Raw genomic sequence first — 23,816 nt, forward strand, 5'->3', positions numbered from 1 at the left:
AAATGCTTCGAACAACGCGATCAAAACAACCGTGTTGCACTTGATGCTTGAATCCGTCTTACTTTTCTTTGCAGGAGCAAAGAAAAGTGAGTCGCCAATAGGCGAAAAAGAGCTCGCACCAACTGCAGACTCAGCAGAGCGCGAACGCGCGAACCACAGCGCCGGTAGCAAGCTGCTGCACCCAGCCGATTTCCCGACACGCCACCTGCAAAGCAGGCGCCAATTCTCCGGCACTCCCCCGACAAACCCCCGCCCCAAGGGCTCTCCGGGCCTGGCATATGGCTTGCTCCCGGGCTGGCTGTCCCTGCCGTCCGAGTCCGCCATGTCTGCCGCTGCCGCCACCGAAGCCGCTCCCGTCGCACCGAAGAAAAAGGGCGGCGCCATGAAGATGGTCCTGGCCATCCTGGTGACGGCTGCGGTCGCCGGCGGCGGCGCCTTCTATGCGGCGCAGCACCTGCTGCCGCCGCCTGCGGCGCCGGTAGCGGGCGAGGCCGCCGAGGAGGCCCCGGCGGCCAGCGGCGGGCACGACGAGCATGGCGGTGGCGCCCCGGTGACCGGCGGTGACTACTTCTCCCTGGCGCCCTCGTTCGTGGTCAACCTCAACGACGAGGACGTCTCCCGCTTCCTGCAGATCGAGGTCGAGGTGATGGCGGTGAAGCCGGCGGCGCTGGATGCGGTACGCGCCAATCTGCCGGTGATCCGCAACCGCCTGGTGCTGCTGTTCTCCTCGCAGAAGTTTCGCGACCTGCTGCCGCGCGAGGGCAAGGAAAAGCTCCAGCAGCAGTCGCTGGAAGAGATCAACAAGCTGCTGGAGGAGCGCAAGAAGCCGCGCATCGACGGCGTGATGTTCACCAGCTTCGTGATGCAGTAGCCCGGTCCGCGCCCGTGCAAGACATCCTTTCCCAGGACGAGATCGACGCCCTGCTGCACGGCGTCGACAGCGGCAAGGTCGATACCGCGCCGCCACCGCCGCCCGGCGTCGCGCAGTCCTTCGACTTCGCTTCCCAGGACCGCATCGTCCGCGGCCGCCTGCCGACGCTGGAGATGATCAACGAGCGCTTCGCGCGCTTGTTCCGCATCAGCCTGTTCAACATGCTCCGGCGCACGCCGGAGCTGTCGGTGGTCGGGATCGAGATGATGAAGTTTTCCGACTACGTCCACGGCCTCTATGTGCCGACCAGTCTCAACCTGATCCGGGTCAAGCCGCTGCGCGGCACCGCCCTGGTGATCTTCGAGCCGCGCCTGGTGTTCACCGTGGTCGAGAACTTCTTTGGCGGCAACGGCCGCTACCGTACCAAGATCGAAGGCCGCGAGTTCACCCCCACCGAGTTGCGGGTGGTGCAGTTGATGCTGCGCCAGGGCTTCGCCGACCTCACCGAGGCCTGGAGCGCGGTGCTGCCGCTGGAGTTCGAGTTCATGAGTCACGAGATGAACCCGCACTTCGCCAACATCGTCAGTCCCTCCGAGGTGGTGGTGGTGTCGCGCTTCCACATCGAGCTGGAAGGCGGCGCCGGCGATGTTCACGTCACCTTCCCGTACTCGATGATCGAGCCGATCCGCGAGCAGCTCGACGCCGGCCTGCAATCGGACCGTGTCGAGAAGGACGAGCGCTGGAGCGCCACCCTGCGGGAGCAGATCCGCGACACCGAGGTGATGGCCAGCTGCGAGCTGGCGCGCACCCAGATCAGCCTCGGCCAGCTGCTCAAGCTCAAGAGCGGCGATGTCATCCCGTTCACCATGCCGCGCCAGGTGCAGCTCTGCGTCGAGGACGTGCCCTTGTTCAAGGCCGCCTACGGCGTCTCCGGTGGCCACAACGCCGTGCGCATTCTCGAAACCGTCCGCCGCGATCCGCGCGTCATCAACCCCAAGCAGCCAGGAGTCAGTGCATGAGCAGCAGCGCCGCGACCAATCAGGAATTCACCCCGCCGGTGTTCGACGACAAGGCGGTGGCGCCGGCCCAGAGCAACGACGTCAACCTCGACGTGCTGCTCGACGTGCCGGTGACGCTGTCGATGGAAGTCGGCCGCGCCCGTCTGCCGATCCGCAATCTCTTGCAACTCAATCAGGGCTCGGTGGTGGAGCTGGAGCGCGTCGCCGGCGAGCCGCTGGATGTCTACGCCAACGGCACCCTCATCGCCCACGGCGAGGTGGTGGTCATCAACGAGAAGTTCGGTATCCGCCTGATCGACGTGGTCAGCCCGGCCGAACGCATTCGCAAGCTGAGGTAGCGCCATGAAAGCCAGCATCACTCCGATCACGCCCATCACGCTGCTCGCGCCGCTCGATGCCAGCCCGGCGGTGGTCGCCCCGGCCAGTGTCGAACCGGCCCTGCTGGAGCTGCCCAGCCTGCCGGTGCAGGAGCCGCAGGCGCTGAGCGCGGCGCCGACGCAGCTGGCCAGTGTGCAGGTCCCCGCCAGGCCGCTGGCCACCGGCCTCAGCGCGCCCGCCGGCGCCGGTACCATGCTGGTTTCGCTGTTGCTGGTGCTGGGCCTGATCCTGCTGCTGGCGCGCGGGGTGCGGGTGCTGCAAGGCGGACGCGCGGTCGGCAACGAAGCGCTGAAGCTGCGCGGCAGCCTGCAGGTCGGCAGCCGCGAGCGGGTGGTGTGGATGCAGGCTGGCGAGACCCATCTGCTGCTCGGCGTCGCCGCCGGCCGGGTCAACAACCTGCACGTGTTCGAGGTGCCGCCGGACTTCGATCAGCCGCAGCTCAAGGGGGCCAACAGCACCGACTTCGCGGCCCGGCTGCGCCAGATCCTCGACCGCGCCCGTCAGCGCTCCGCCGACGCCCTGGCTCCGGCGCGGCCGGTCGCCGCCGCTGCGACCGCACCGGCCTCGCCGCCGAGCGGCGCGCCCCTGGCGACGCCTCCGCCGTCTCCGCCGCCAGCGGCGTTCCGTACTTCGCGCTTCCACACCGCCGCCTGAGTCCGATGAAGATCCTGGCGCTACTGCTGCTGTTGTCGCTGGGGCCCACGGCGCAGGCCGCCGGCATCCCGGCGCTGACCCTGGAAACCTCCGCCAACGGCGCGCAGAGCTGGTCGCTGTCCTTGCAGGTGCTGGCGCTGATGACCGCGCTGAGCCTGCTGCCGGCGCTGCTGCTGACCATGACCAGCTTCACCCGCATCGTCATCGTGCTCGGCCTGCTGCGGCAGGCGCTGGGCACCGGGCAGACGCCGTCGAACCAGATCCTGATCGGTCTCTCGCTGTTCCTGAGCCTGTTCGTGATGGCGCCGGTGCTGGGCAAGATCCACGACGACGCGGTGAAGCCCTACATGGACGGCAAGCTGGAGTTCCAGCCGGCGCTCGATCAGGCCCAGAAACCCCTGCGTGCCTTCATGCTGGCGCAGACCCGCGAGGCCGACCTGCTCACCTTCACCCGCTTGTCCGGCCGCGACGAGCCCTATGCCGAGGCCAGCGAGGTGCCATTCACGGTGCTCGCCGCGAGCTTTCTCACCAGCGAGCTGACCACCGCCTTCCAGATCGGATTCCTGATCTTCGTGCCCTTCGTGGTGATTGATCTGGTGGTGTCCAGCGTGTTGATGAGTCTGGGCATGATGATGCTGTCGCCGATGCTGATCAGCCTGCCGTTCAAGCTGATGCTGTTCGTGATGGTCGATGGCTGGTCGCTGACCATGTCGATGCTGGCGGCCTCGTTCAAGGCAGTGGCATGACGCCAGAGACCGTGCTGACGCTGGGGCACCAGGCGCTCTTGCTGGCGCTGAGCCTGGCGGCGCCGCTGCTGCTCACCAGCCTGGCGGTGGGTGTGCTGGTCGGCCTGTTCCAGGCCGCGACCCAGATCAACGAGATGACGCTGTCGTTCATCCCCAAGCTGATGGCGATGGCGGCGGTGGTGGTGATCGCCGGGCCGTGGATGTTGCAGACGCTAAGCGAGTACACGCGGCGGTTGTTTGAGAGTATTCCGGGGTTGATTGGGTAGCGGGTGGTGGGTGCTTGCGCGCTAGTGCGGTTGTCTTTGCCTTTTTCCGGGATTGTCGCTGGGTTGTGGTTCGCGCGTTCGCGCTCTGCTGGCGGTGCAGTTGATGCAAGCTTCTTTTCGCCTATTGGCGACTCACTTTTCTTTGCTCCTGCAAAGAAAAGTAAGCAAAAGAAAGCAGGCCCCTGCGTAGCGGTCCGCTTTGCGGACTACCCTGCGATGCTCGGCCCAAAGGGGCCGCTCGCGAACTCGGCGCCCTATAGGCGCCTCAAACAGGCGCTCGCTGTTATCCCCCTTTGGTCCTGCGCTTCTCGGCGCCACGAAGGGGAGGGCAAGTCAAAAGCCACAGCCACAGCCACAGCCACAGCCACAGCCACATCAAACGCACTCCGGCTCGTCGGCTGCGCCGACCTCGCGCGAGCGAAGCTAGCGCCTGCTGTTGCTGGTGATGTTGCGGCGGGCGAAGACCGCCGTGCTGTAGATGTTCCGGTCCCCTTCGTAGCGCCGAGAAGCGCAGTGGTCGGGGGGTATGGAAGCGCCCGCCTGTTTGAGGCGCCTATAGGGCGCCGAGTTCGGGCGCGTCCCCCCGGCCACGAGCATCGCAGGGCACCCCGTAGGGGCGCTACGCAGGGGTGTGCTTTCTTTTGCTTACTTTTCTTTGCACAAGCAAAGAAAAGTGAGTCGCCAATAGGCGAAAAAAAGACCTCAAACCCTGCACACTTAAAAGAGCGCGAACGCGCGAACCGCAGCCAAGAAGGTCAACGCGAAGACACCACTCTCCGCGCAAGTCCTCCAGCAGTCCGCAAGCAAACGCTACAAGTCGCTGGGAAGCGCCCATGCACCTGAGCGACCAGCAACTACTCACCTGGCTGGGCGCCTGGTTCTGGCCCTTCCTGCGCATCGGCACCGCGCTCATGGCTGCGCCGCTGTTCGGCAGCCGCACCCTGCCGGCCCGCCTGCGGCTGATGCTCGCTCTGGTGCTGACCATCGCCCTGGCACCGGCGCTGCCGGCAATGCCGCCGCTCCAGTTCTTCGAGGGCGACGGCCTGCTCATCATCCTCCAGCAGATCCTCATCGGCCTCGCCCTGGGCCTGCTGCTGCATCTGCTGTTCGAGGCGGTGCTGATGGCCGGCGAACTGATCTCGGTGGCCATGGGCCTGTCGTTCGCGCAGATGGCCGACCCCCTGCGCGGCAGCGCCTCGCCGGTGCTGGGTGCCTTTCTCAACGCGCTGGCGGTGCTCAGCTTCCTGGCCCTGGGCGGCCATCACGCTCTGCTCGACTGGTTGGTCGCCAGCTTCACCGCGCTGCCGGTAGGGCCCGAGGGCCTGGGCGCGGAGGCGATGCGCGGGCTGGCGGAGCAGGGTGGCCGGCTGTTCGCCGGCGGCTTGCTGATGGCCTTGCCGGCGCTGTGTGCGCTGCTGCTGGTGAATCTCGGTTTCGGCGTGCTCAGCCGCGCGGCGCCCTCGCTCAACATCATGGGCGTCGGCTTTCCGATCTCGCTCACCGCCGGCCTGGTGATGCTCACCCTCAGCCTGGACAGCATGCAGCAGGGCTTTGCCCGCCTGCTCAGCGAAACCGCCCAGCAGGTGAGCATGCTGCTTGCAGGGTAGGGACATGAGCGAATCCTCTGCCCAAGACCGCACCGAAGCCGCCACCCCGAAACGCCGGGCCGACGCCCGCAAGAAAGGTCAGGTGCCGCGCTCGCGCGAGTTGAGCGCGGCGGCGGTGGTGCTGGCGGGTGCCGGTGGCGTGCTGGCCTGGGGCGGCTCCGCCGCCACCGGCGCGGCGGCGCTGCTGCGCGACAGCTATGCCGGCATCGTTCCGGCGCTGGACGACCCCGGCCAGCTGCCGATCCGCGCGGCGGAGCTGGCGGGGCAGGGCTTCCTGCAGGTGCTGCCGATCCTGGCGCTGACCACTATCGCGGCGCTGGCGGCGCCGATGCTGATCGGCGGCTGGAACTTCAGCCCTGGCGCGGCGGCTCCCGACCCGGGGCGGGTCAACCCGCTCAGTGGCCTCAAGCGCATCTTCTCGGCCAACAGCCTCGCGGAGCTGTTCAAGGCCCTGCTCAAGTTCCTGCTGATCGCCGGCATCGCCAGCGGCGTGATCTGGAGCGACCGCGAGCAACTGCTGGCGCTGGGCGCGCTGCCCACCGCCGGCGCCATCGCCGAGGGCCTGCGGCTGGCGCTCAACGCCCTGCTGTGGATGGGCGGAGGGCTGCTGCTGATCGCCGCCATCGACGTGCCCTGGCAGCTGTTCCAGCACGCCAAGCAGCTGCGCATGACCAAGCAGGAAGTGCGCGAGGAGTACAAGCAGAGCGAGGGCAAGCCCGAGGTCAAGGCCAAGATCCGCCGCTTGCAGCAGGAGATGGCCAACGCCCGGATGATGGAGAAGGTGCCGGGCGCCGACGTGGTGGTGACCAACCCCACGCACTACGCGGTGGCGCTCAGCTACAGCGCCGGCAAGGACCGCGCGCCGCGGGTGGTGGCCAAGGGCGCCGATGAACTGGCGCGGGCGATCCGCGAACTCGCCGCCGAGCACCGGGTGCCGCTGGTCGAGGCGCCGCCGCTGGCGCGGGCCCTGTACCGCAGCTGCGAACTCGACGCCGAGATTCCCTCGGCGCTCTACCAGGCGGTGGCGCAGGTGCTGAGCTATGTCTATCAGCTGCGGGAGATCCGTCACGGCCGCCGCGCCGCCGCCGCGCCGACCCCACCCCGGATCGACGAAGGCTTGCCGAACGGCCAGCCGGATTGATGCGTTTGTCGGGCCGGGCCGGCCAGCAGCTGCCGGCCGGAGGTTAATGCCGGGACGACAAACGCCGGCCGTCGCCACCAGGAGAGTCGATGTCCGAGGCCCCCAGACTGAAGCGCGTGCTGCGACGCCTGGCCGAGGGCGTCGTGACGCGTTTTCGGAATGACAGTCGACGCTGGGCGCAGATGCTCGATGGTCTCGATCCGGAGATCTTCGTGGCGCTGCTCGATCCGCGTGGTCTGGTTCTGGAAGCCAATGCAACCGCCCTGCGCCTCGCCGGGCTGCCGCGCGAACGCCTGATCGGCCAGCCGGTCTGGGAGGCACCCTGGACGCTGGATCTGCCGGCCTCGCGCCTGCAGTGGCGGCAGCTGGTACAGCGCGCCGCCGCCGGTGACAGCGTTCGTGAAGACCTGCAGATCCGTCTGCCCGACGGTCAGGTGCGGACTGTCGATCTCCACCTGCGCGCCGAGCCCGACCGGCGTGGCCGCCCGCGCTACCTGATTCCCTCCGCGCGCGACGTCACCGAGGAGCGTCAAAACCGGGACGCCCTGAGCGAGCATCTGCGGCGGCACCGCTTCCACCTCGGCAATACCTCGATGGCGGTGATCGAATGGGATGCGCGGCTGCGCATCCGCGACTGGTCGGCCTCGGCCGAGGCGATGTTCGGCTGGACCCGCGCCGAGGCGCTGGACCGCAGCGCCAGCGAGCTGGGCCTGCTCGCCGAGTCCGAGCGCGGCAATCGCCAGCGCTGGCTGCGCGACCTCTACAGCGCCAACGAGATTCTGTCGCCGGTACTTTGCCGCTGCCGGCGCCGCGACGGCAGCGAGCTGCTGGTCGAGACCCATCGCTCGCTGCTGCGCGACGGCGCCGGCCAGATCGTCTCGCTGCTCAGCTTCAGCCAGGATGTCAGCGCCCGCGAGCAGTCGCTGCGCGACTTGCGCGCCAGCGAGGCGCGTTACCACGGCGTCTTCGATCAGGCGACGGTGGGTGTCGCGCTGCTGGACGCCCAGGGCCGCTGGCTACAGGTCAATCGCAGCCTCTGCAAGATCGTCGGCTACGACGAGGCGGAACTGCTGCGCCTGGACTTCCAGAGCATCACCCACCCGGAAGATCTGGCCAAGGATGTCGATCTCGCCAACCGGGTGCTGGCTGGCGAGATCCCCGGCTACCAGATGGAGAAGCGCTACCTGCGCCGGGACGGTTCCCTGGTCTGGGTGCTGCTGCATGTCGGCCGCATCGACGCCACCGCCGAGCTGCCGGTCTGCTTCGTTTCGGTGATCGAGGACATCAGCGCCCGCAAGGCCGCCGAGCGACGTCTGCAGGCCTTGCAGATCTCCCTGGAAAAGCAGGTCGGCGAGCGCACCCAGCAGCTGCGCTTGTCGGCCACTGCCAGCGAGCAACGCAACGTCGAGCTGGCGCAGGTGGCCGAGACCACCGGTCTGCTGGCCGGCGCCCGCGACGTGGACGAGGCCATGCGCATCGTCGGACGCAGTTGCCGGACACTGTTCCCGCTCGCCGATGCCGCCCTGTATCTGGCCACCGAGGCTCCCGACCGCCTGCAACTGCGCGAGCACTGGGGCAATGGTCCGCGTCCGGCGGAAAACCTGCTCGCCGATCACTGCTGGGGCCTGCGGCGTGGGCACGAGCACCGGGTGGAAGAGCCCGGAGACCCGCTGCGCTGCCGGCACCACGGCGGCGGCGAGGACGGCGACGACCGCGCCCACAGCTGCCTGCCGCTGATGGCCCTGGGCGAGCGTCTGGGCCTGCTCAGCCTGTCCTGGCGTGCCGGCGCCGGCTGGGCGCCGGACCCGGTGCTGCTGCGCAGCCTCGCCGAGCAGATTGGTCTGGCGATCGGCAATGTCCGCCTGCGCGAGGAGCTGCGCCGGCAGGCCCAGCACGATCCGCTCACCGGCCTGCTCAACCGCCGCCAGCTCGACGAGCACCTGCGCCAGCGCGGTGGCGAGTACCAGCGCAGCGGCCGTGGCTGCTCGCTGCTGCTGCTCGACCTCGACTACTTCAAGACCATCAACGACCGCTTCGGCCACGAGGCCGGTGACCGTGTACTGCAGGAGGCGGCGGCGCTGTTCCGCCGCTGCGCGCGCGTCGAGGAAGCGGTGTTCCGCCTGGGCGGCGAGGAATTCGTCATGGTGCTGGCCACCGAAGACCCCGGAGAGGCCGAGCGCGCCGCCGAGCGCATCCGTGCCGAGATGCAGACGCTGCGGGTCTCCCGGCGTGGCCAGATCCTGCCGGCGGTGACGGTGTCGATCGGCATCGCCTGCCTGCCCGGCGACAGCCCGGATGTGCACAAGCTGGTCAATCTCGCCGACGAGGCGCTGTACGCCGCCAAGCACGGCGGTCGCAACCGTGCGCAGCGCTACGACCGGCTGAGCCGGCCGCCAGAGCTGCCGCAGGCGCGACGGTCATGAATCCGGACCCCACCGGCGTCCTGGCCTGGCTGCCGCAGGCGGCGGAGCGCCGGCGCACCCTGCTGCTCAACAATCTGCTGGTGATCCTGCTCTGCTTCAGCTACACCTGGGTACTGCAAAGCCTGCCGGGGGCGCTGAGCTACGAGACGAGGCTGTTCACCGCCGTCGGCGGCATCCTGCTGGTATTGTCCTTGGCGCTCTGGCGCGACTGGATCGGCTATCTCACCGCCGCCTCGCTGTCGGTGGGTCTGGCGAGCCTGCTGCTGGTGGAGCGGCTGCTGGCGATCTTCACCGGGCCCCTGCTCGACGATCCGACGCAGAGCCTGTTCATGCCGGTGTTCTCCTACTACGTGCTGCTCTACCTGGCGATCCTGGTGCTGCTGCCGTATCCGGCGTCGGCACTGGCCGGCGTCATCGCCTGGCTGTTGCTGGCCAGCGTCACCACCGTGCTCAGCTATCCGCAGTTCCAGAGCCTGCCGGCGCGGCCGATGCTCGCCGCCACCCTGGTCTACGTCTGGCTCGGGCATGGCAGTTTGGTGCTGCTGCTGTTCAGCGCCGCCTGGGTGCAGAAGCGGCTGGCCGACCAGCTGTCCGCCGCCGCCGTCGCCGAGCGCGAATCCCGGCAGCTGGCGCAGCAGGCCGAGGCCGCCTGGGCGCGTCAGCGGCAGGTGTTGCAGTTCCACATCGAGAACACGCCGCTGGCGGTGATCGAATGGAATTCCCAGCTGCGGCTGACCGGCTGGTCGCGGCGTGCCGAGCAGATCTTCGGCTGGTCGGCTGCCGAGGTGCTGGGCAAGAGCCCTTTCGAGTGGCCGTTCATCCACGACGACGACGAGGCCAAGGTGCGCGAGCTGGAGCAGCGCATCCAGAACGGCAGCGATCTGCAGCTGACGATTGAATGCCGCAATCACCGGCGCGATGGCTCCATCGCCCACTGCTGCTGGTACAACTCGATCCTGCGCGACGCCCGGGGTGAACCGCTGTCGGTGTTCGCCCTGGTGGACGACATCAGCGAGGGACAGGCGGCGGTCCACGGTCTGCGCCAGAGCGAGGCCCTGCTGCGCAGTCTGTTCGATCAGGCCGGGGTCGGCATCGCCCTGTTCGACGACCAGGGCCGCTGGCTGTCGATGAATCAACGGCTCTGCGAGCTGACCGGCTACCGCGAAGACGAATTGCAGGCGCTCAACATGGACGCGATCACCCATCCCGCCGACCCCGGCAACGACCAGCGGCTGGTGCGGCGTCTGCTCGCCGGCGAGCTGTCCAGCTACCGCTGCGAGAAGCGCTTCCGGCGCAAGGACGGCGGCGAGGCCTGGGTGATGATCAATGCCCGCCGGATCGAAACCGCCTACCCGGCGCCGGCGCGCTACGTGAAGCTGCTGGAAGACATCAGCGACCTGAAGGCCAGCCAGGCCCGCGTGCAGGCGCTCAACGCCAGCCTGGAGAATCGCGTCACCCAACGCACCAACCAGCTGCACGAGGCGATCAACGAGGCCGAGAGACGCGGCCGCGATCTGCGCCGGATCGCCGAGATGACCGGTCTGCTCGGCGGCGCCCGCGATCTGCGGGAGGCGATGAAGATCGTCGCCCACACCGGACGCCGGCTGTTCCCCGACGTGCAGGCCGCCCTGTACCTGATCGGTGAGGCGCCGGAGCGCTTCGTGCTGCAGGAACACTGGGGCGGCGAGCCGCCGCCGGCCGGCTTCGAGCCCGCCGAGTGCTGGGCGGTACGTCGCGGCCGCGAGCACCGCATCGAGGACTGCCTGGACGAGTTGCGCTGCGGTCATCACCACCATCTCGCCAGCGAGCAGCCGCGCACCTGCCTGCCGCTGGTGGCGCTGGGCCAGACCGTGGGCCTGCTGTCCCTGGCCTGGCAGGCCCGCCCGGACGGCTGGGCGCCGGAGCCGGTGCTGCTGCAAAGCCTGGCCGAGCAGGTCGGGCTGGCGATCGGCAATGTCCGCCTGCGCGAGGAGCTGCGCCGGCAGTCGGTGCACGATCCGGTGACCGGCCTCGGCAACCGTCAGCAGCTGGAACAGCACCTGCGCCGCCGTGCCGCCGAGCAGGCGCGCGGCGGTCGCGGCTTCGGGCTGCTGCGGATGGATGTCGACGACTACACCGGGCTGCTGGAGCGCTTCGGCCTGGATGCCGTCGAGGCCCTGCTGCGCGAACTGGCCGAGTTGCTGCAACAGGCCACCCGCACCGAGGAGCCGCTGTTCCGCCACGGCCCCGGCGAGTTCGCCATCGTGCTGGTCGGCGACGACCCGGAGCTGGCGCGCTTGGCGGTGCAGCGCGTGCAGGCGCAGGTCCAGGTCCAGGGCTTGTCGTTCTCGCCGCGCGGGCAACCGCTGCCGCCGGTGCAGCTGTCTCTGGGGCTGGCGCTGTACCCGCGTGACGCCGTCTCGCCGCCGCAGTTGATCGAGCAGGCCTCGAAAGCGCTTGAGCTGCAACGGCGCCAGCCGCGTCTGGCGCCGCCGGTGATCGGCGCCCTGGAGCGCTAGCTTCCAGGATCGTCAGATCGCTGCGTGGCCGGGGCAAAGCCCCACCGCTAGGTGCAAAACCGGGGCGCGCACGCGGCTTGCAGTAGGGCAGACGGAAATCCGTCACCCGTCCTGACATGCCCTACGCCAAGAATCCGTTGCTGAGCCGCGCCGCCACTGGCCTCAAGGCCATCCCGCGCGACGGCCTGGCGGCTCCGCTGTTCCTGCTCGCGATCCTGGCGATGATGGTGGTGCCGCTGGCAACGCCGGTGCTGGATCTGCTGTTCACCTTCAACATCGCGCTGTCGCTGGTGATCCTGCTGGCGGTGATCTACGTGCTGCGGCCGCTGGAGTTCAGCGCCTTTCCCACCGTGCTGCTGCTCGCCACCCTGCTGCGGCTGGCGCTCAACGTCGCCAGCTCGCGGGTGGTGCTGATGCACGGTCACGAGGGTGCCCACGCCGCCGGCCGGGTGATCGAGGCCTTCGGACACTTCGTCATCGGCGGCAATTACGCGGTCGGTTTCATCGTTTTCATGATCCTCACCATCATCAACTTCATGGTGGTGACCAAGGGCGCGGAGCGGGTCTCGGAAGTGAGCGCCCGCTTCGTGCTGGACGCCATGCCCGGCCGGCAGATGGCGATCGACGCCGACCTCAACGCCGGTCTGCTCACCCGCGAGGACGCCCGTGCCCGCCGCGAGGAGATCCGTGAGGAGGCCGATTTCTACGGCTCCATGGACGGTGCCTCGAAGTTCATCCGTGGCGACGCCATCGCCGGCATCCTGATCCTGTTCATCAACATCCTCGGCGGCCTGTTGATCGGCGTCGCCCAGCACGGCCTGCCGTTCGGCGAGGCGCTGAAGAACTACACCCTGCTGACCATCGGCGACGGCCTGGTCGCCCAGGTGCCCTCGCTGCTCACCAGTGTCGCGGTGGCGATGCTGGTGACCCGCATGTCGCGTTCCAGCGACATGGCGCAGCAGGTCGCCAGCCAGGTGTTCCGGCAACCACGGGTGCTGGCGGTGGCGGCGGCGGTGCTGGCGCTGATCGGGGTGATCCCGGGCATGCCCAACCTGGTGTTCCTGATCCTGGCAGGCGCCTGTGCAGCCGGCGCCTGGCTGATCGCCAAGGCGCGCGCGCAGCCGGCGGCGCAGGCCGCGCCCAGCGCGCCAGCGCCGCCGGCCGAGCTGAGCTGGGACGACGTGCGGCCGGAAGATCCGCTGGGCCTGGAGGTCGGCTACCGGCTGATTCCGCTGGTCGACACCCAGCAGGGCGGCGAGCTGATGGCGCGGATCAAGGGCGTGCGCAAGAAGCTCACCCAGGAACTCGGCTTCCTGATCCAGCCGGTACACATCCGCGACAACCTGGAGCTGCTGCCCAATGCCTACCGCTTGCTGCTGTCCGGCGTGCCGGTCGGCCGTGGCCAGGTCTATCCCGACCGCGAGATGGCGCTCAACCCCGGCCGCGTCTACGGCGAGCTGGACGGCATCCGCGCCCATGACCCGGCGTTCGGCATGGAAGCGGTGTGGATCGAGCCCGGCGCCCGCGCCCATGCGCAGACGCTCGGCTACACCGTGGTCGATGCCGGCACGGTGATCGCCACCCATCTCTCGCAGGTGGTGCGCGAGCACGCACCCGAGCTGCTCGGCTTCGACGAGGCCCAGCAGCTGCTCGGCGCGCTGGCCAAGGCCGCGCCCAAGCTGGTCGAAGACCTGGTGCCCAAGACCCTGTCGCTGGGCGCCTTCACCAAGGTCCTGCAAACCCTGCTCGCCGAGCAGGTGCCGCTGCGCAACTTGAAGGCCATCGCCGAAGTTCTGGCGGATGCCGGTGCCCGCAGCCAGGATCCCGTCACCCTCGCCAGCGCCGTGCGGGTCGCGCTCGGGCGGCAGATCGTGCAGGAAATCCAGGACTCCTCCGGCGCCGCCGCCAACACCGAATTGCCGGTGCTGACCCTGGCTCCGGCTCTGGAACGCGTGTTGCAGGACTCCCTCAGCCAAGGAGCCGCCGTGCTCGAACCCGGACTCGCGGAGCGCATGCATACCAGTCTCGCCAATGCCGTCAGCAAGCAGCAGAACGCCGGGGAGCCGGCGGTGCTGCTGGTGCCCGGACCGCTGCGTCCGATGCTGGCCCGGTTCACCCGCCAGACCGTGCCCGGATTGCGGGTGCTGGCCTTCAACGAAGTTCCCGAGACCCAGAAGCTGCGTCTGGTCTCGGCAGTCTCACCCTGAGGACGCTCGATGAAGATCAAACGCTTCCAGGCGCGCAACATGCGCGAGGCCATGAACCGGGTGCGCCAGGAGTTGTCCGGCGACGCGGTGATCCTCGAAAGCCGCCGGCTCGCCGATGGCGTCGAGGTGGTGGCGGCCGTCGACTACGACGAGACCCCGGCGCAGCAGACCCTGCGCGCGGTGCAGGCCGCCGAACCGCCGCCGCCCGCCGCGCCGCGTCCGGCCTACACCCCACCGCCGCCGGCGGCGTCGGCCTGGAGCACCGGCCCGCGCGCCGGTGACGGCGAGCTGGCGGCATTGCGCCGCGAGATCGCCGAGGTGAAGAGCCTGATGCAGAGTCAGCTCGCCGGCCTGTCCTGGTCGCGGGAAAAAATGCAGCAGCCGCAGCGCGCCGGCCTGTTCCGGGCGCTGCTCGGCCTGGGGCTGGACCCGGCGCTGGCACGCGAGCTGAGCGCCGAGGCCGGCGCCGAGGCGGATGCCGAGCAGGCCAAGCGCAGCGTGCTGCAGGGCCTGGCGCGCAAGCTGCCGGTGTTGCCGCGCGAGCCCTTGATCGACACCACCGGCGGCCAGCAGGTGCTGGCCCTGGTCGGCCCCACCGGGGTCGGCAAGACCACCACCATCGCCAAACTCGCCGCCCGCTACGCCGAGCGCCACGGCACCCGCGACATCGCCCTGGTGTCCACCGACCACTACCGCATCGGCGCCCAGGAGCAGCTGTTCCACTACGGCCGCCTGCTCGGCGTGCCGGTGCAGACCGCCCGCGACGCCGGCGAGCTGGAGGCGCTGCTGGGCCGGCTCGGCGACCGCCGGCTGATCCTGATCGACACCGCCGGCATGGGGCCGCGCGACCGCCTGCTGTCCAACCAGCTGTCGCTGCTGCGGCCGCTGGCCGGCAAGCTGTCGAGCTACCTGGTGATGCCGGGCGGCGCCTCGGCCGGCGACTGCGACCACATCGTGGCTCAATTCCGGGCGACGCCGCTGGCCGGCTGCATCCTCACCAAGATCGACGAGGCGACGCGCATCGGCGCGGCCTTGTCGGCGGCGATACGCCACCAGCTGGCGCTGGCCTGGATCAGCGACGGGCAGCGGGTGCCGGAAGACCTCTGCGCGGTGCGCGCCGACGATCTGGTCCGCCGCGCCTGCGAGCTGGCGCGGCTGCTGCCGCAGGCGCGCGACGAGGAACTGCTCGCCGACGACTACGCCGCCGCCCAGCACGGCCGACAGACCCAGCACGGAGGCGCCAGCCATGTGGCCGTCTGAATCCGAGCGCGCGCCCGAGGATCAGGCCGCCGGCCTGCGCCTGGGCGGCTATTCCGGCACCGGCCCACGGCCGCCGCCGAAGGTGATCGCGGTGGCCAGCGGCAAGGGCGGGGTGGGCAAGACCACGGTCTCGGTGAACCTGTCCACCGCCATCGCCCAGACCGGCCGCAAGACCCTGCTGCTGGACGGCGACATGGGCCTGGCCAATGTCGACGTGCTGCTCGGCCTGACCCCGGCCTGGAACCTCTCGCACGTGCTCGAAGGCCGCTGCTCGCTGGAAGACACCCTGCTGGAAGGCCCGGCCGGGCTGATGGTGGTGCCGGCCGCGTCCGGCAAGAAGAACATGGCCGAGCTGACGCCGGCCGAGAACGCCGGCATCGTCCGCGCCTTCTCCGAACTGCGGCGCGAGATCGACGTGCTGATCGTCGACACCGCCGCCGGCATTGCCGACTCGGTGACCACGCTTTCTGCCGCTTCACAGGAAGTGGTGGTGGTGGTCACCAACGATCCCGCCTCGATCACCGATGCCTATGCGCTGATCAAGGTGCTGTCGCGCGACCACGGCGTGCAGCGCATCCAGGTGCTCGCCAACCAGGTCGCCAATCTTGGCGAGGCGCGCGAGATCTACGCCGGACTGGAGCGGGTCTCGGAGCGCTTTCTCGATGTCACGCTCGCCTTCGTCGGCGCGGTGCCCTACGACGACTGGCTGAAGACGGCGGTGCGCCGGCAGAAGCCGGTGGTGGAGCTGTATCCGGGTTCGCCCTCGGCCCTGGCCTTCCAGGCCATCGCCCGCCGGATCGAGGCCTGGGTGCCGCCCACCGCCGCGCGCGGGCATCTGGAGTTCTTCGTCGAACGCCTGCTGCAACAGCCGCAGGGAGTCGCGGCGTGAGCGGCCCTGCCCAGACCCGGAGCGGCGCATGAGCGCGATGCCGAAATTCGCCCTGCCGGCCGTCGATGAACGTGCGCTGGTGCAGAAGCACGCCGAGCTGGTGCGGCGTATCGCCCACCATCTGGCGGCGCGGTTGCCGGCCAGCGTCGAGATCGACGACCTGATCCAGGCCGGGATGATCGGCCTGCTCGACGCCGCCCGCCATTACGACGGCTCGGCCGGCGCCAGCTTCGAGACCTATGCCGGCATCCGCATCCGTGGCGCCATGGTCGATGAACTGCGCTCCGGCGACTGGGCGCCGCGCTCGGTGCACCGCAAGGTGCGCGAGGCCAGCGAGGCGATGCGCGCGCTGGAGCAGAAGTTCGGCCGCGCCGCCCGCGAGGTGGACATCGCCGAGACCCTGGGCGTGAGCCTGGAGGACTACCGCCAGACCATGGCCGACGCCGTGCAGTGCCAGATGCTGTCGCTGGACGCGCCGCGCGACGGCGACGACGACGAGGCCTGGCAGGTGGAAGACCACAACAGCCCCTCGCCAGCCGAGCAGCTGCAGGGCCGGGAGTTCAAGAAGGCGCTGACCGAGGCCATCGGCAAGCTGCCGGAAAAGGAGCAGCTGGTGCTCTCGCTCTACTACCGCGACGAACTCAATCTGCGCGAGATCGGCGAGGTGCTGAGCATCACCGAATCGCGGGTCTGCCAGATCCACGGCCAGGCGCTGGTGCGGCTGCGCGGCCATCTCGCCGACTGGCTGTCGCCGCCGGCCCGGCGCAAGCCGGCGGTGCGGCTGGCCAAGACCAGCCCCAAGGCTGCCGGGTCCTCTGGCCCCGCCGCTTTCCCCGATCCCCAAACCCATCCCGTCTAGACGCCGGAGACTCCGCCATGACCGCTCCCTTGAACCGCAACCTGAAGATCCTGGTGGTCGATGACTTCTCGACCATGCGGCGCATCGTTAAGAACCTGCTCAATGAGCTGGGCTTCTCCGACATCACCGAGGCCGACGACGGCAAGACCGCGCTGCCGCTGCTGCAAGCCGGCCAGTTCGACTTCGTGATCACCGACTGGAACATGCCCGGCATGCCCGGCATCGAGCTGCTCCGGCACATCCGTGCCGACGAGCGCCTGAAGGGCATCCCGGTGCTGATGGTCACCGCCGAGGCGCAACGCGAGCAGATCATCGAGGCCGCCAAGGCCGGCGTCAGCGGCTACATCGTCAAGCCCTTCACCGGCGTCACCCTGAAGGAAAAGCTGGACAAGATCTTCGAGCGCTACGCGCAAGCCGCCTAAAGGAGCTGGCAATGGACGATGGCAAGAGCTCCGGGCTGAGCCCGGAGGCCGAGCAGGCCGCGCGCAACGAGCTGCTCGGGCGGCTGCGTGACATGACCCAGGCACTGGAGCAGGGCGACGACCTGCTGTTTGCCGAGCGCCTGCAGGACCTGCTGCGCCGCCGCGAGGACAGCTTCTTTCTGCGCATCGCCCAGCTCACCCAGGATCTGCGCGCGGCCTTCACCGCGCTGGAAAGCGACTCGCGCTGGAACGCCCTGGCCAGCGAGCTGCCGGATGCCGGCGCCCGCCTCGATCACGTGCTGCAACTCACCGAGAAAGCCGCGCACCGCACGCTCGATCTGGTCGAGGAGAGCCAGGCGGAACTGGCGGCGCTGGGCGCCACCGCCCAGAACATCTCCAGCAGCCGCGCGCGCCTGCACATGGCGGCCGGCAGCTCGCCGGCGCTGGCGCAGCTGGCGGGTGATCTGGAGAGCATCGAGCGCGCGCTGATCGCTACCCAGGGCCAGCTGCGCCACCGACTTTCGGAGCTGGCGATGGCGCAGGAATACCAGGATCTCAGCGGCCAGTTGCTGAAGCGGGTGACCGGTGTGATCCGCGAGGTCGAGCGGGAGCTGATGAAGCTGCTCAGCCAGCGCAGTGGCGCTCAAGAGCGCGGCGCCGGCGCCGATACCGGCTTGCAGGGTCCGGCGGTGCCGGGCCTGGAAAAAGCCGGCGCGGTCAGCGGTCAGGATGACGCCGACGCGCTGCTGGCGATGTTCATGTAAGGCCACTCGCAAGGAACCACGACTGCCATGTCCGCCGTCCAAGACGACATCCGCGACGACTTCCTGGCCGAGGCCGGGGAGCTGGTGGCGACCCTGGGCGAACAGCTGGTGGAGCTGGAGCGGCGCCCGGACGACCCGGAGCTGCTCAACGCCATCTTTCGCGGCTTCCACACCGTCAAGGGCGGCGCCGGCTTTCTGCAGCTGGGCATGCTCGCTGAGCTCTGCCACCGCGCCGAGGAAGTGTTCGGCGCCCTGCGCGCCGGCAAGCGCGAGGTCGATGCCCGGCTGATGGATGTCAGCCTGGCGGCGCTCGATCAGGTGCAGTCGATGCTGGACCGGGTGCGCGAGGGCCAGACCCCGGCGCCGGCACCGGCGACCCTGCTGCATGACCTTGAAGCACTGCTGGGTGCGCCCGCCGCCACCAGCATCAGCGACGACGAATTCGAGGCCCTGCTCGACCAGTTGCACGGCAGCGGCCAGCCGCCGACCTCGGCGGTCGAACTGCCGCCGCCGCCGCCGCCGGCACAGGCGCCGGCGGCCGGCATCGAGGCGGTGAGCCTGCCGGCGCGCCGCGCCGGCGATGGCGATGGCAGCATCCGCGTCGATACCCAGCGCCTCGACGGCCTGATGAATCTGGTCGGCGAGCTGGTGCTGGTGCGCAACCGGCTCAAGACCCTGCACCCGCAGGGCAGCCTGCCGGCCGAGAGCGAGCGCAGCCTGCGCGAACTCGACGCACTGACCCGCCGCCTGCAGGGCTCGGTGCTGAACCTGCGCCTGCAACCGGTGAAGAAGCTGTTCTCCCGCTTTCCCAAGCTGGTGCGCGACATCGCTCGCGGGCTCGGCAAGGAGATCGAGCTGGTTCTGGAAGGCGAGGACACCGATCTCGACAAGAACCTGGTCGAAGCCCTGGCCGACCCGCTGCTGCACATGGTGCGCAATGCCTGCGACCACGGCATCGAGACGCCGGAGCGGCGGCTGGCTGCCGGCAAGCCGGCTGCCGGCCGGCTGCGCCTGGCCGCCCGCCATACCGGCGACCGGGTGCTGATCACGGTCAGCGACGACGGCGCCGGCATCGACCCCGAGCGGCTGCGCCGCAAGGCGGTGGAGAAAGGCCTGATCAGCGCCGAGGCCGCCGCCCGTCTCGACGCGCAGGCGGCGCTGGAGCTGATCCTGCTGCCCGGCTTCTCGACCAAGGACGAAGTCTCCGATCTCTCCGGCCGTGGCGTCGGCATGGACGTGGTGAAGAGCCGCATCGTCAGCCTGCACGGCAGCGTCGCCATCGAATCGGTGGTCGGCGAGGGCACCAGCCTGCGGCTGAGCCTGCCGCTGACCCTGGCGATCGCGCCGGTGCTGATGACCACGGTGGGCTCGCGCCTGTACGCGATCCCGCTCGACAAGGTGCTGGAAGTCGCCGCTCTACGCCCCGAGGCCCTGGTCGAGGACGCCGGCGGCCGCCGCTGGCGGCACCGCGAGCAGGAGATGCCCTTGATTGATCTCTCGCGCTGGCTCGACGCCGAGGAGGCCGCCGCCGATCCCGACCGCCACGTCGCGGTGGTGCAGGTGGGCGAACGCCGTGCCGCTCTGCTGGTGCACCGCCTGCGCGGCCGCGAGGAAGCCGTGGTGAAGCCGCTGGGCGCCCTGCTCAAGGGCCTGGCCGGATTCTCCGGCGCCACCGTCACCGGCGAGGGCCGGGTCGCGCTGGTGCTGGATGTCGACAGCTTGGTGCAGGCCCATGAAACCGGCAGCGAACTGGGAGCTTGCGCATGGACCTGATGTCGATCATCGGTGTGGTTCTGGCGATTGGCGCGCTGGTCGGCGGCTCCATCCTCAAGGGCGCCGGCGTGCAGGCGCTGTGGGGGCCGGCAGCGTTCGTGATCGTCATTCTCGGCACCATCGCCGCGATCCTGGTGCAGACCCCGGGACCGACGGTCAAACATGCGCTGAAGATCTCCAAGTGGATCTTCAAGCCACCGGCGCAGGATGGCCGGGCACTGATCAACCGCATCGTCGAGTGGAGCGATCTCTCGCGCAAGCAGGGCCTGCTGGCGCTGGAGAGCAGCGTCGAGGGCGAGTCCGATCCCTTCCTCAAGAAGGGCCTGCAACTGCTGGTCGACGGCGCCGAGCCCGACACCATCCGCACCATCCTGGAAGTCGAGGTGGAGGCGAAGGAGCATTTCGACACCCAGGGCGCGAAGTTCTTCGAGGGCATGGGCATCTACTCGCCGACGCTGGGCATCATCGGCGCGGTGCTGGGCTTGATCGCGGTGATGAAGAACCTGGCCGATCCGTCCAAGCTCGGTCATGGCATCGCTGCCGCCTTCACCGCCACCATCTACGGCATTGCCGCCGCCAATCTGTTCTTCCTGCCGATGGCGGCCAAGCTCAAGGCGGCGATTGCCGCGCAGACGGCGATGCGGAATCTGGTGATCGAGGGGTTGATCTCGATTGCGCAGGGGGAGAACCCGCGCAATATCGAGGCGAAGCTCTCGGGGTATTTGCATTGAGTGGTTTCTTGCCAGGCGTGCTTTGGGCCTCGCCTGCTTGGGGGTGCTTCGCGCGTTCGCGCTCTGCTGGCTGTGCAGGGCTTGATAGCTTTTTTTCGCCTATTGGCGACTCACTTTTCTTTGCTCCTGCAAAGAAAAGTAAGCAAAAGAAAGCAGGCCCCTGCGTAGCGGTCCGCTTTGCGGACTGCCCTGCGATGCTCGGCCCAAAGGGGCCGCTCGCGAACTCGGCGCCCTATAGGCGCCTCAGACATGCGCTCGCTGTTATCCCCCTTTGGTCCTGCGCTTCTCGGCGCTACGAAGGGGAGGGCAAGTCAAAAGCCACATCAGCAGCCACAGCCACATCAAAAGCCACATCAACGGCACTCTGGCTCGTCGGCTTCGCCGACCTCGCGCGAGCGAAGCAAGCGCCTGCTGTTGCTGGTGATGTTGTGGTGGCGGCGGGCGGAGACTGCCGTGCTGTAGATGCTCCGGTCCCCTTCGTAGCGCCGAGAAGCGCAGTGGACGGGGGGTATGGAAGCGCCCGCATGTTTGAGGCGCCTATAGGGCGCCGAGTTCGGGCGCGTCCCCCCGGCCACGAGCATCGCAGGGTACCCCGTAGGGGCGCTACGCAGGGGTGTGCTTTCTTTTGCTTACTTTTCTTTGCACAAGCAAAGAAAAGTGAGTCGCCAAAAGGCGAAAAAAAGCTATCAAGCCCTGCACAGCCAGCAGAGCGCGAACGCGCGAACCACAAGCAGGCCCCAGCCAGAGCAGCACATGGCTAGAAAGCACAAGCACGAAGAGCATCTCAATGCCGAGGCCTGGGCCATCCCCTACGGTGATCTGGTCACCCTGCTGCTCGCCCTGTTCGTAGTGATGTACGCCATGTCCTCGGTCAACGAAGGCAAGTACCGCGTGCTCTCGGAATCGCTCAACGAAGCCTTCCACGGCACCCCCCGGGTCTCGCGGCCGATCCAGATCGGCGAGCAAAGCGCCCACGGCATCGGCGGCGCGCCAGCGGCCGCGCCGTCGCGGCCGCGCCGCGAGCAGGGTGGCACCGGCATGCCGGACAGCCTGCACGGGCTGGGCGCGGTGCTGCCCTCGGCCGGCGTGCCGATGCCGATGAAGGAGCGCGGCGAATCCGCCGCCGACGCCGGCGAGCGCGAGGCTCTGCGGCGCATCGCCCACGAGGTCGAGGCCGCGCTCGGCGACCTGATCAGCAAGGACATCATCATCGTCCGCCGCAAGGACAACCGGCTGGAAATCGAGATCAAGACCGACATCCTGTTCGCCTCCGGCGTCGCCGCCGTCGCCGAGCCGGCGCGGCCGGTGCTGGCCAAGCTGGGCGGCATCCTGGCGCAGTTTCCCAACCGCATCCGCGTCGAGGGCCATACCGACGACATGCCGATCGCCACCGCCGCCTTTCCCAGCAACTGGGAGCTGTCGGCGGCGCGCGCCACCAGCGTGGTGCATGTGCTGATCGGCGCCGGCCTGCTGCCGGAGCGGCTGTCGGTGGCCGGTTACGGCGAGTTCCAGCCGGTGGTCGCCAACGATTCGGTCGAGCACCGCAACCGCAACCGCCGGGTGGTGCTGGTGGTGCTGGCCAGCGAAGACGGCGGCGATCCGCTCGCCGCCCAGGCGCCGGCGGCGGTCTCCGGCGGCGCCGAGATTCCGTCGGCCGCGCCGGCCGTCGGTGCCGCCAGTCCGCCGGCCGTCGCCAGCGGCCTCGTCGACCACGCTGCCGCCGCGCCATGACGCTCGCCAAGCCGCCGACGCCGATGCCGATCCCCTTGCCGCTGCCGGGTCCGGAGCTGCTGGCCGCCCAGCTGATCGCCGCCGAGATCGCGGCGGAGCCGCCGGAGCTGCGTCGCTGGGTGTCTTTCTGGCTGGGCGCGGCCCGCTACGCGCTGGAAATCCGGCAACTGCGCGAGGTGCTGGCGGAGACGCGGCCGGAGCCGGTGCCCGGGGCCCCGGCGGCGGTGCTGGGCGTGATCAACCTGCGTGGCGAGATCGTCACCCTGCTCGACCTCGGGCGCTGGCTGGGGCAGGCGCCCGCGCGCGCCGACGGGCCGGTACTGGTGCTGGAGCAGGGCGGCTACAGCCTGGGCCTGCGCGTCGACGCCATGGCGGCACTGCTCAAGCGCATGCCCGACGAAGTTCTGGCGCCGGCGCCGGAGGCCTCGCCGGCGCTGCAGGCCCTGGCCTGCGGCAGCACCGCCGACGGCGGCGAGATTCTGACTCTGCTCGACGCCGCGCCGCTGCTGGCGCCGCAGCTGCCCGCCGCTCACGGCGGTTGAAACCGCCGTTCATCGCAGTGGCCGCTGCCGGCGGGAGCGGCCTCTCAAGCGGGAACAGGGCTTGCCGATAGGGCGGTAACCGCAGCCAGCGACGTCAACACGCCGACGCGGGAATCGACAAGACCCACTGCGGAGAACTCAAGAACATGGCCGCCAAACGTTCCGCCGTCGCGCAAACCTCGCCCCGGACTCCACCCGCGCCGGCCGGGGTGGCCTGTATTCCCCTCGGCGCCGAACTGGGTATCGAGGAGGCCAGCGGCTTGCACCGGCAGCTGCTGGGGGCGGTGGACGAGCCGGGTCCGGTGGAATTGCAGGCCGGCGAGGTGCGCGCGGTACACACGGCGGCGCTGGAGCTGTTCTGCCTGTTCTGCCGGGACCGTCGCGCCGCCGGCCGCGAAACCCGCTGGTCGGAACCCTCGGAGGCGCTGCGTAGCGCCGCCACCCTGCTGGGCATGAACAGCCTGCTGGGCCTGCTCGCCCTGAGCCAGGACAACCCGGCGGAGGTGGCGGCATGAGCCTGCGCATCCTCGCCGTCGACGACTCCGCGTCGATGCGGCAGATGGTCGCCTTCACTCTCCAGTCCGCCGGCTTCGAGGTCACCGAGGCCGAGGATGGCCAGGTGGCGCTGAACCTGGCGCAGAAGGAAAAATTCAAGCTGGTGCTGGCCGACGTCAACATGCCCAACATGGACGGCCTGACCCTGGTCAAGAACCTGCGCACGCTGCCCGACTACAAGTTCACGCCGCTGCTGATGCTGACCACCGAGTCGACCCCGGAGAAGAAGGCCGAGGGCAAGGCCGCCGGTGCCACCGGCTGGCTGGTCAAGCCTTTCAATCCCGAGCAGCTGATCGCCACCATCCGCAAGGTGCTGGGGTGAGCGGCCATGCCTTGCGGGCACCGCCCGCAATGGCCGGGCCGGGGTCTGATCCGGGCACCGAAGTCGCGCCAGGGACGGCAGGGATGAATTCCGCCGCCGACGCCATGCGCAAGGCCGCGATGGCGGTGCGCGCCTACGAGCGGCAGGTCATCGCCGAA

The 23,816-nt window shown here is 69.2% G+C and carries 22 protein-coding genes; all 22 read left to right on the forward strand.

Annotated features, from left to right (window positions below):
* Window positions 1–322: 322 nt before the first annotated feature.
* The 22 genes from ED208_RS07270 to ED208_RS07380 all read left to right on the forward strand — a co-directional run bounded on the left by ED208_RS07270 (window position 323) and on the right by ED208_RS07380 (window position 23,658).
* The gene (locus tag ED208_RS07270; protein ID WP_148044715.1) at window positions 323–871 is read left to right on the forward strand and encodes a flagellar basal body-associated FliL family protein; all 549 of its coding nucleotides are present in this window, start codon (window positions 323–325) and stop codon (window positions 869–871) included.
* 14 nt (window positions 872–885) lie between these two features.
* Window positions 886–1,890: a flagellar motor switch protein FliM gene (gene fliM, locus ED208_RS07275; RefSeq protein ID WP_123211239.1), complete on the forward strand. Its 1,005-nt coding sequence runs from the start codon at window positions 886–888 to the stop codon at window positions 1,888–1,890.
* Window positions 1,887–2,228, forward strand: coding sequence for a flagellar motor switch protein FliN (fliN, locus tag ED208_RS07280; RefSeq protein ID WP_233574919.1), 342 nt, complete (start codon window positions 1,887–1,889; stop codon window positions 2,226–2,228). The genes fliM and fliN overlap by 4 nt, the downstream gene beginning before the upstream one ends.
* Before the next feature lie 4 nt (window positions 2,229–2,232).
* Window positions 2,233–2,922 carry a FliO/MopB family protein gene (locus tag ED208_RS07285; protein WP_123211240.1) on the forward strand — a complete coding sequence of 230 codons (690 nt, stop codon included), beginning with the start codon at window positions 2,233–2,235 and terminating at the stop codon, window positions 2,920–2,922.
* 5 nt (window positions 2,923–2,927) lie between these two features.
* Window positions 2,928–3,668 carry a flagellar type III secretion system pore protein FliP gene (gene fliP / locus ED208_RS07290; RefSeq protein WP_123211241.1) on the forward strand — a complete coding sequence of 247 codons (741 nt, stop codon included), beginning with the start codon at window positions 2,928–2,930 and terminating at the stop codon, window positions 3,666–3,668.
* Window positions 3,665–3,934: a flagellar biosynthesis protein FliQ gene (gene fliQ, locus ED208_RS07295; RefSeq protein WP_123211242.1), complete on the forward strand. Its 270-nt coding sequence runs from the start codon at window positions 3,665–3,667 to the stop codon at window positions 3,932–3,934. Before fliP ends, fliQ begins: the two co-directional genes overlap by 4 nt.
* A gap of 833 nt (window positions 3,935–4,767) precedes the next feature.
* Window positions 4,768–5,541, forward strand: a complete 774-nt coding sequence (gene fliR, locus ED208_RS07305; protein WP_123211244.1) for a flagellar biosynthetic protein FliR — start codon at window positions 4,768–4,770, stop codon at window positions 5,539–5,541.
* A 4-nt stretch (window positions 5,542–5,545) separates the two neighbouring features.
* Window positions 5,546–6,682 (forward strand): flagellar biosynthesis protein FlhB, encoded by a 1,137-nt coding sequence (gene flhB, locus ED208_RS07310; protein WP_123211245.1) that lies wholly within the window; start codon window positions 5,546–5,548, stop codon window positions 6,680–6,682.
* Window positions 6,683–6,771: 89 nt separating this feature from the next.
* Entirely contained in the window at window positions 6,772–9,105 is a 2,334-nt protein-coding gene (locus ED208_RS07315; RefSeq protein ID WP_123211246.1) for a sensor domain-containing diguanylate cyclase, read from the forward strand.
* On the forward strand, window positions 9,102–11,603 hold the full coding sequence (locus ED208_RS07320; RefSeq protein ID WP_123211247.1) for a sensor domain-containing diguanylate cyclase: 2,502 nt from the start codon (window positions 9,102–9,104) through the stop codon (window positions 11,601–11,603). The genes ED208_RS07315 and ED208_RS07320 overlap by 4 nt, the downstream gene beginning before the upstream one ends.
* 116 nt (window positions 11,604–11,719) lie before the next feature.
* Window positions 11,720–13,810, forward strand: a complete 2,091-nt coding sequence (gene flhA, locus ED208_RS07325) for a flagellar biosynthesis protein FlhA (protein ID WP_123211248.1) — start codon at window positions 11,720–11,722, stop codon at window positions 13,808–13,810.
* Window positions 13,811–13,819: 9 nt separating this feature from the next.
* Window positions 13,820–15,070, forward strand: a complete 1,251-nt coding sequence (flhF, locus tag ED208_RS07330) for a flagellar biosynthesis GTPase FlhF (RefSeq protein ID WP_123211249.1) — start codon at window positions 13,820–13,822, stop codon at window positions 15,068–15,070.
* Window positions 15,057–15,959: a MinD/ParA family protein gene (locus ED208_RS07335; RefSeq protein WP_123211250.1), complete on the forward strand. Its 903-nt coding sequence runs from the start codon at window positions 15,057–15,059 to the stop codon at window positions 15,957–15,959. The genes flhF and ED208_RS07335 overlap by 14 nt, the downstream gene beginning before the upstream one ends.
* Window positions 15,960–15,987: 28 nt before the next feature.
* Window positions 15,988–16,818: an RNA polymerase sigma factor FliA gene (locus tag ED208_RS07340; protein WP_123211251.1), complete on the forward strand. Its 831-nt coding sequence runs from the start codon at window positions 15,988–15,990 to the stop codon at window positions 16,816–16,818.
* A 29-nt stretch (window positions 16,819–16,847) separates the two neighbouring features.
* Complete coding sequence (gene cheY / locus ED208_RS07345) at window positions 16,848–17,240, forward strand: chemotaxis response regulator CheY (RefSeq protein WP_199720569.1); 393 nt, start codon at window positions 16,848–16,850, stop codon at window positions 17,238–17,240.
* 11 nt (window positions 17,241–17,251) lie between these two features.
* Window positions 17,252–18,004, forward strand: coding sequence for a protein phosphatase CheZ (locus ED208_RS07350; RefSeq protein ID WP_123211253.1), 753 nt, complete (start codon window positions 17,252–17,254; stop codon window positions 18,002–18,004).
* A 27-nt stretch (window positions 18,005–18,031) separates the two neighbouring features.
* Entirely contained in the window at window positions 18,032–19,777 is a 1,746-nt protein-coding gene (locus ED208_RS07355) for a chemotaxis protein CheA (protein WP_123211254.1), read from the forward strand.
* On the forward strand, window positions 19,768–20,508 hold the full coding sequence (locus tag ED208_RS07360; protein WP_123211255.1) for a flagellar motor protein: 741 nt from the start codon (window positions 19,768–19,770) through the stop codon (window positions 20,506–20,508). The genes ED208_RS07355 and ED208_RS07360 overlap by 10 nt, the downstream gene beginning before the upstream one ends.
* Window positions 20,509–21,261: 753 nt before the next feature.
* Complete coding sequence (motD, locus tag ED208_RS07365) at window positions 21,262–22,239, forward strand: flagellar motor protein MotD (RefSeq protein WP_123211256.1); 978 nt, start codon at window positions 21,262–21,264, stop codon at window positions 22,237–22,239.
* A complete protein-coding gene (locus ED208_RS07370; RefSeq protein ID WP_123211257.1) occupies window positions 22,236–22,781 on the forward strand; it encodes a chemotaxis protein CheW in 546 nt (181 codons plus the stop codon). The genes motD and ED208_RS07370 overlap by 4 nt, the downstream gene beginning before the upstream one ends.
* Before the next feature lie 146 nt (window positions 22,782–22,927).
* Window positions 22,928–23,296: an STAS domain-containing protein gene (locus tag ED208_RS07375; protein WP_123211258.1), complete on the forward strand. Its 369-nt coding sequence runs from the start codon at window positions 22,928–22,930 to the stop codon at window positions 23,294–23,296.
* Window positions 23,293–23,658, forward strand: coding sequence for a response regulator (locus ED208_RS07380; protein WP_123211259.1), 366 nt, complete (start codon window positions 23,293–23,295; stop codon window positions 23,656–23,658). Before ED208_RS07375 ends, ED208_RS07380 begins: the two co-directional genes overlap by 4 nt.
* Window positions 23,659–23,816: the final 158 nt, after the last annotated feature.

Source organism: Stagnimonas aquatica (genome assembly GCF_003730135.1).
In the GTDB taxonomy this organism is placed as follows: Bacteria; Pseudomonadota; Gammaproteobacteria; order Nevskiales; family Nevskiaceae; genus Stagnimonas; species Stagnimonas aquatica.

Coding starts and splice junctions, on each gene's coding strand:
- ED208_RS07370 (WP_123211257.1), top strand. CDS start 22,236: ATGACGCTCGCCAAGCCGCCGACGCCGATGCCGATCCCCTTGCCGCTG.
- fliR (WP_123211244.1), top strand. CDS start 4,768: ATGCACCTGAGCGACCAGCAACTACTCACCTGGCTGGGCGCCTGGTTC.
- flhF (WP_123211249.1), top strand. CDS start 13,820: ATGAAGATCAAACGCTTCCAGGCGCGCAACATGCGCGAGGCCATGAAC.
- ED208_RS07380 (WP_123211259.1), top strand. CDS start 23,293: ATGAGCCTGCGCATCCTCGCCGTCGACGACTCCGCGTCGATGCGGCAG.
- fliP (WP_123211241.1), top strand. CDS start 2,928: ATGAAGATCCTGGCGCTACTGCTGCTGTTGTCGCTGGGGCCCACGGCG.
- motD (WP_123211256.1), top strand. CDS start 21,262: ATGGCTAGAAAGCACAAGCACGAAGAGCATCTCAATGCCGAGGCCTGG.
- fliN (WP_233574919.1), top strand. CDS start 1,887: ATGAGCAGCAGCGCCGCGACCAATCAGGAATTCACCCCGCCGGTGTTC.
- ED208_RS07335 (WP_123211250.1), top strand. CDS start 15,057: ATGTGGCCGTCTGAATCCGAGCGCGCGCCCGAGGATCAGGCCGCCGGC.
- flhB (WP_123211245.1), top strand. CDS start 5,546: ATGAGCGAATCCTCTGCCCAAGACCGCACCGAAGCCGCCACCCCGAAA.
- ED208_RS07360 (WP_123211255.1), top strand. CDS start 19,768: ATGGACCTGATGTCGATCATCGGTGTGGTTCTGGCGATTGGCGCGCTG.
- ED208_RS07340 (WP_123211251.1), top strand. CDS start 15,988: ATGAGCGCGATGCCGAAATTCGCCCTGCCGGCCGTCGATGAACGTGCG.
- flhA (WP_123211248.1), top strand. CDS start 11,720: ATGCCCTACGCCAAGAATCCGTTGCTGAGCCGCGCCGCCACTGGCCTC.
- ED208_RS07350 (WP_123211253.1), top strand. CDS start 17,252: ATGGACGATGGCAAGAGCTCCGGGCTGAGCCCGGAGGCCGAGCAGGCC.
- ED208_RS07315 (WP_123211246.1), top strand. CDS start 6,772: ATGTCCGAGGCCCCCAGACTGAAGCGCGTGCTGCGACGCCTGGCCGAG.
- ED208_RS07355 (WP_123211254.1), top strand. CDS start 18,032: ATGTCCGCCGTCCAAGACGACATCCGCGACGACTTCCTGGCCGAGGCC.
- ED208_RS07270 (WP_148044715.1), top strand. CDS start 323: ATGTCTGCCGCTGCCGCCACCGAAGCCGCTCCCGTCGCACCGAAGAAA.
- ED208_RS07375 (WP_123211258.1), top strand. CDS start 22,928: ATGGCCGCCAAACGTTCCGCCGTCGCGCAAACCTCGCCCCGGACTCCA.
- ED208_RS07320 (WP_123211247.1), top strand. CDS start 9,102: ATGAATCCGGACCCCACCGGCGTCCTGGCCTGGCTGCCGCAGGCGGCG.
- ED208_RS07285 (WP_123211240.1), top strand. CDS start 2,233: ATGAAAGCCAGCATCACTCCGATCACGCCCATCACGCTGCTCGCGCCG.
- fliQ (WP_123211242.1), top strand. CDS start 3,665: ATGACGCCAGAGACCGTGCTGACGCTGGGGCACCAGGCGCTCTTGCTG.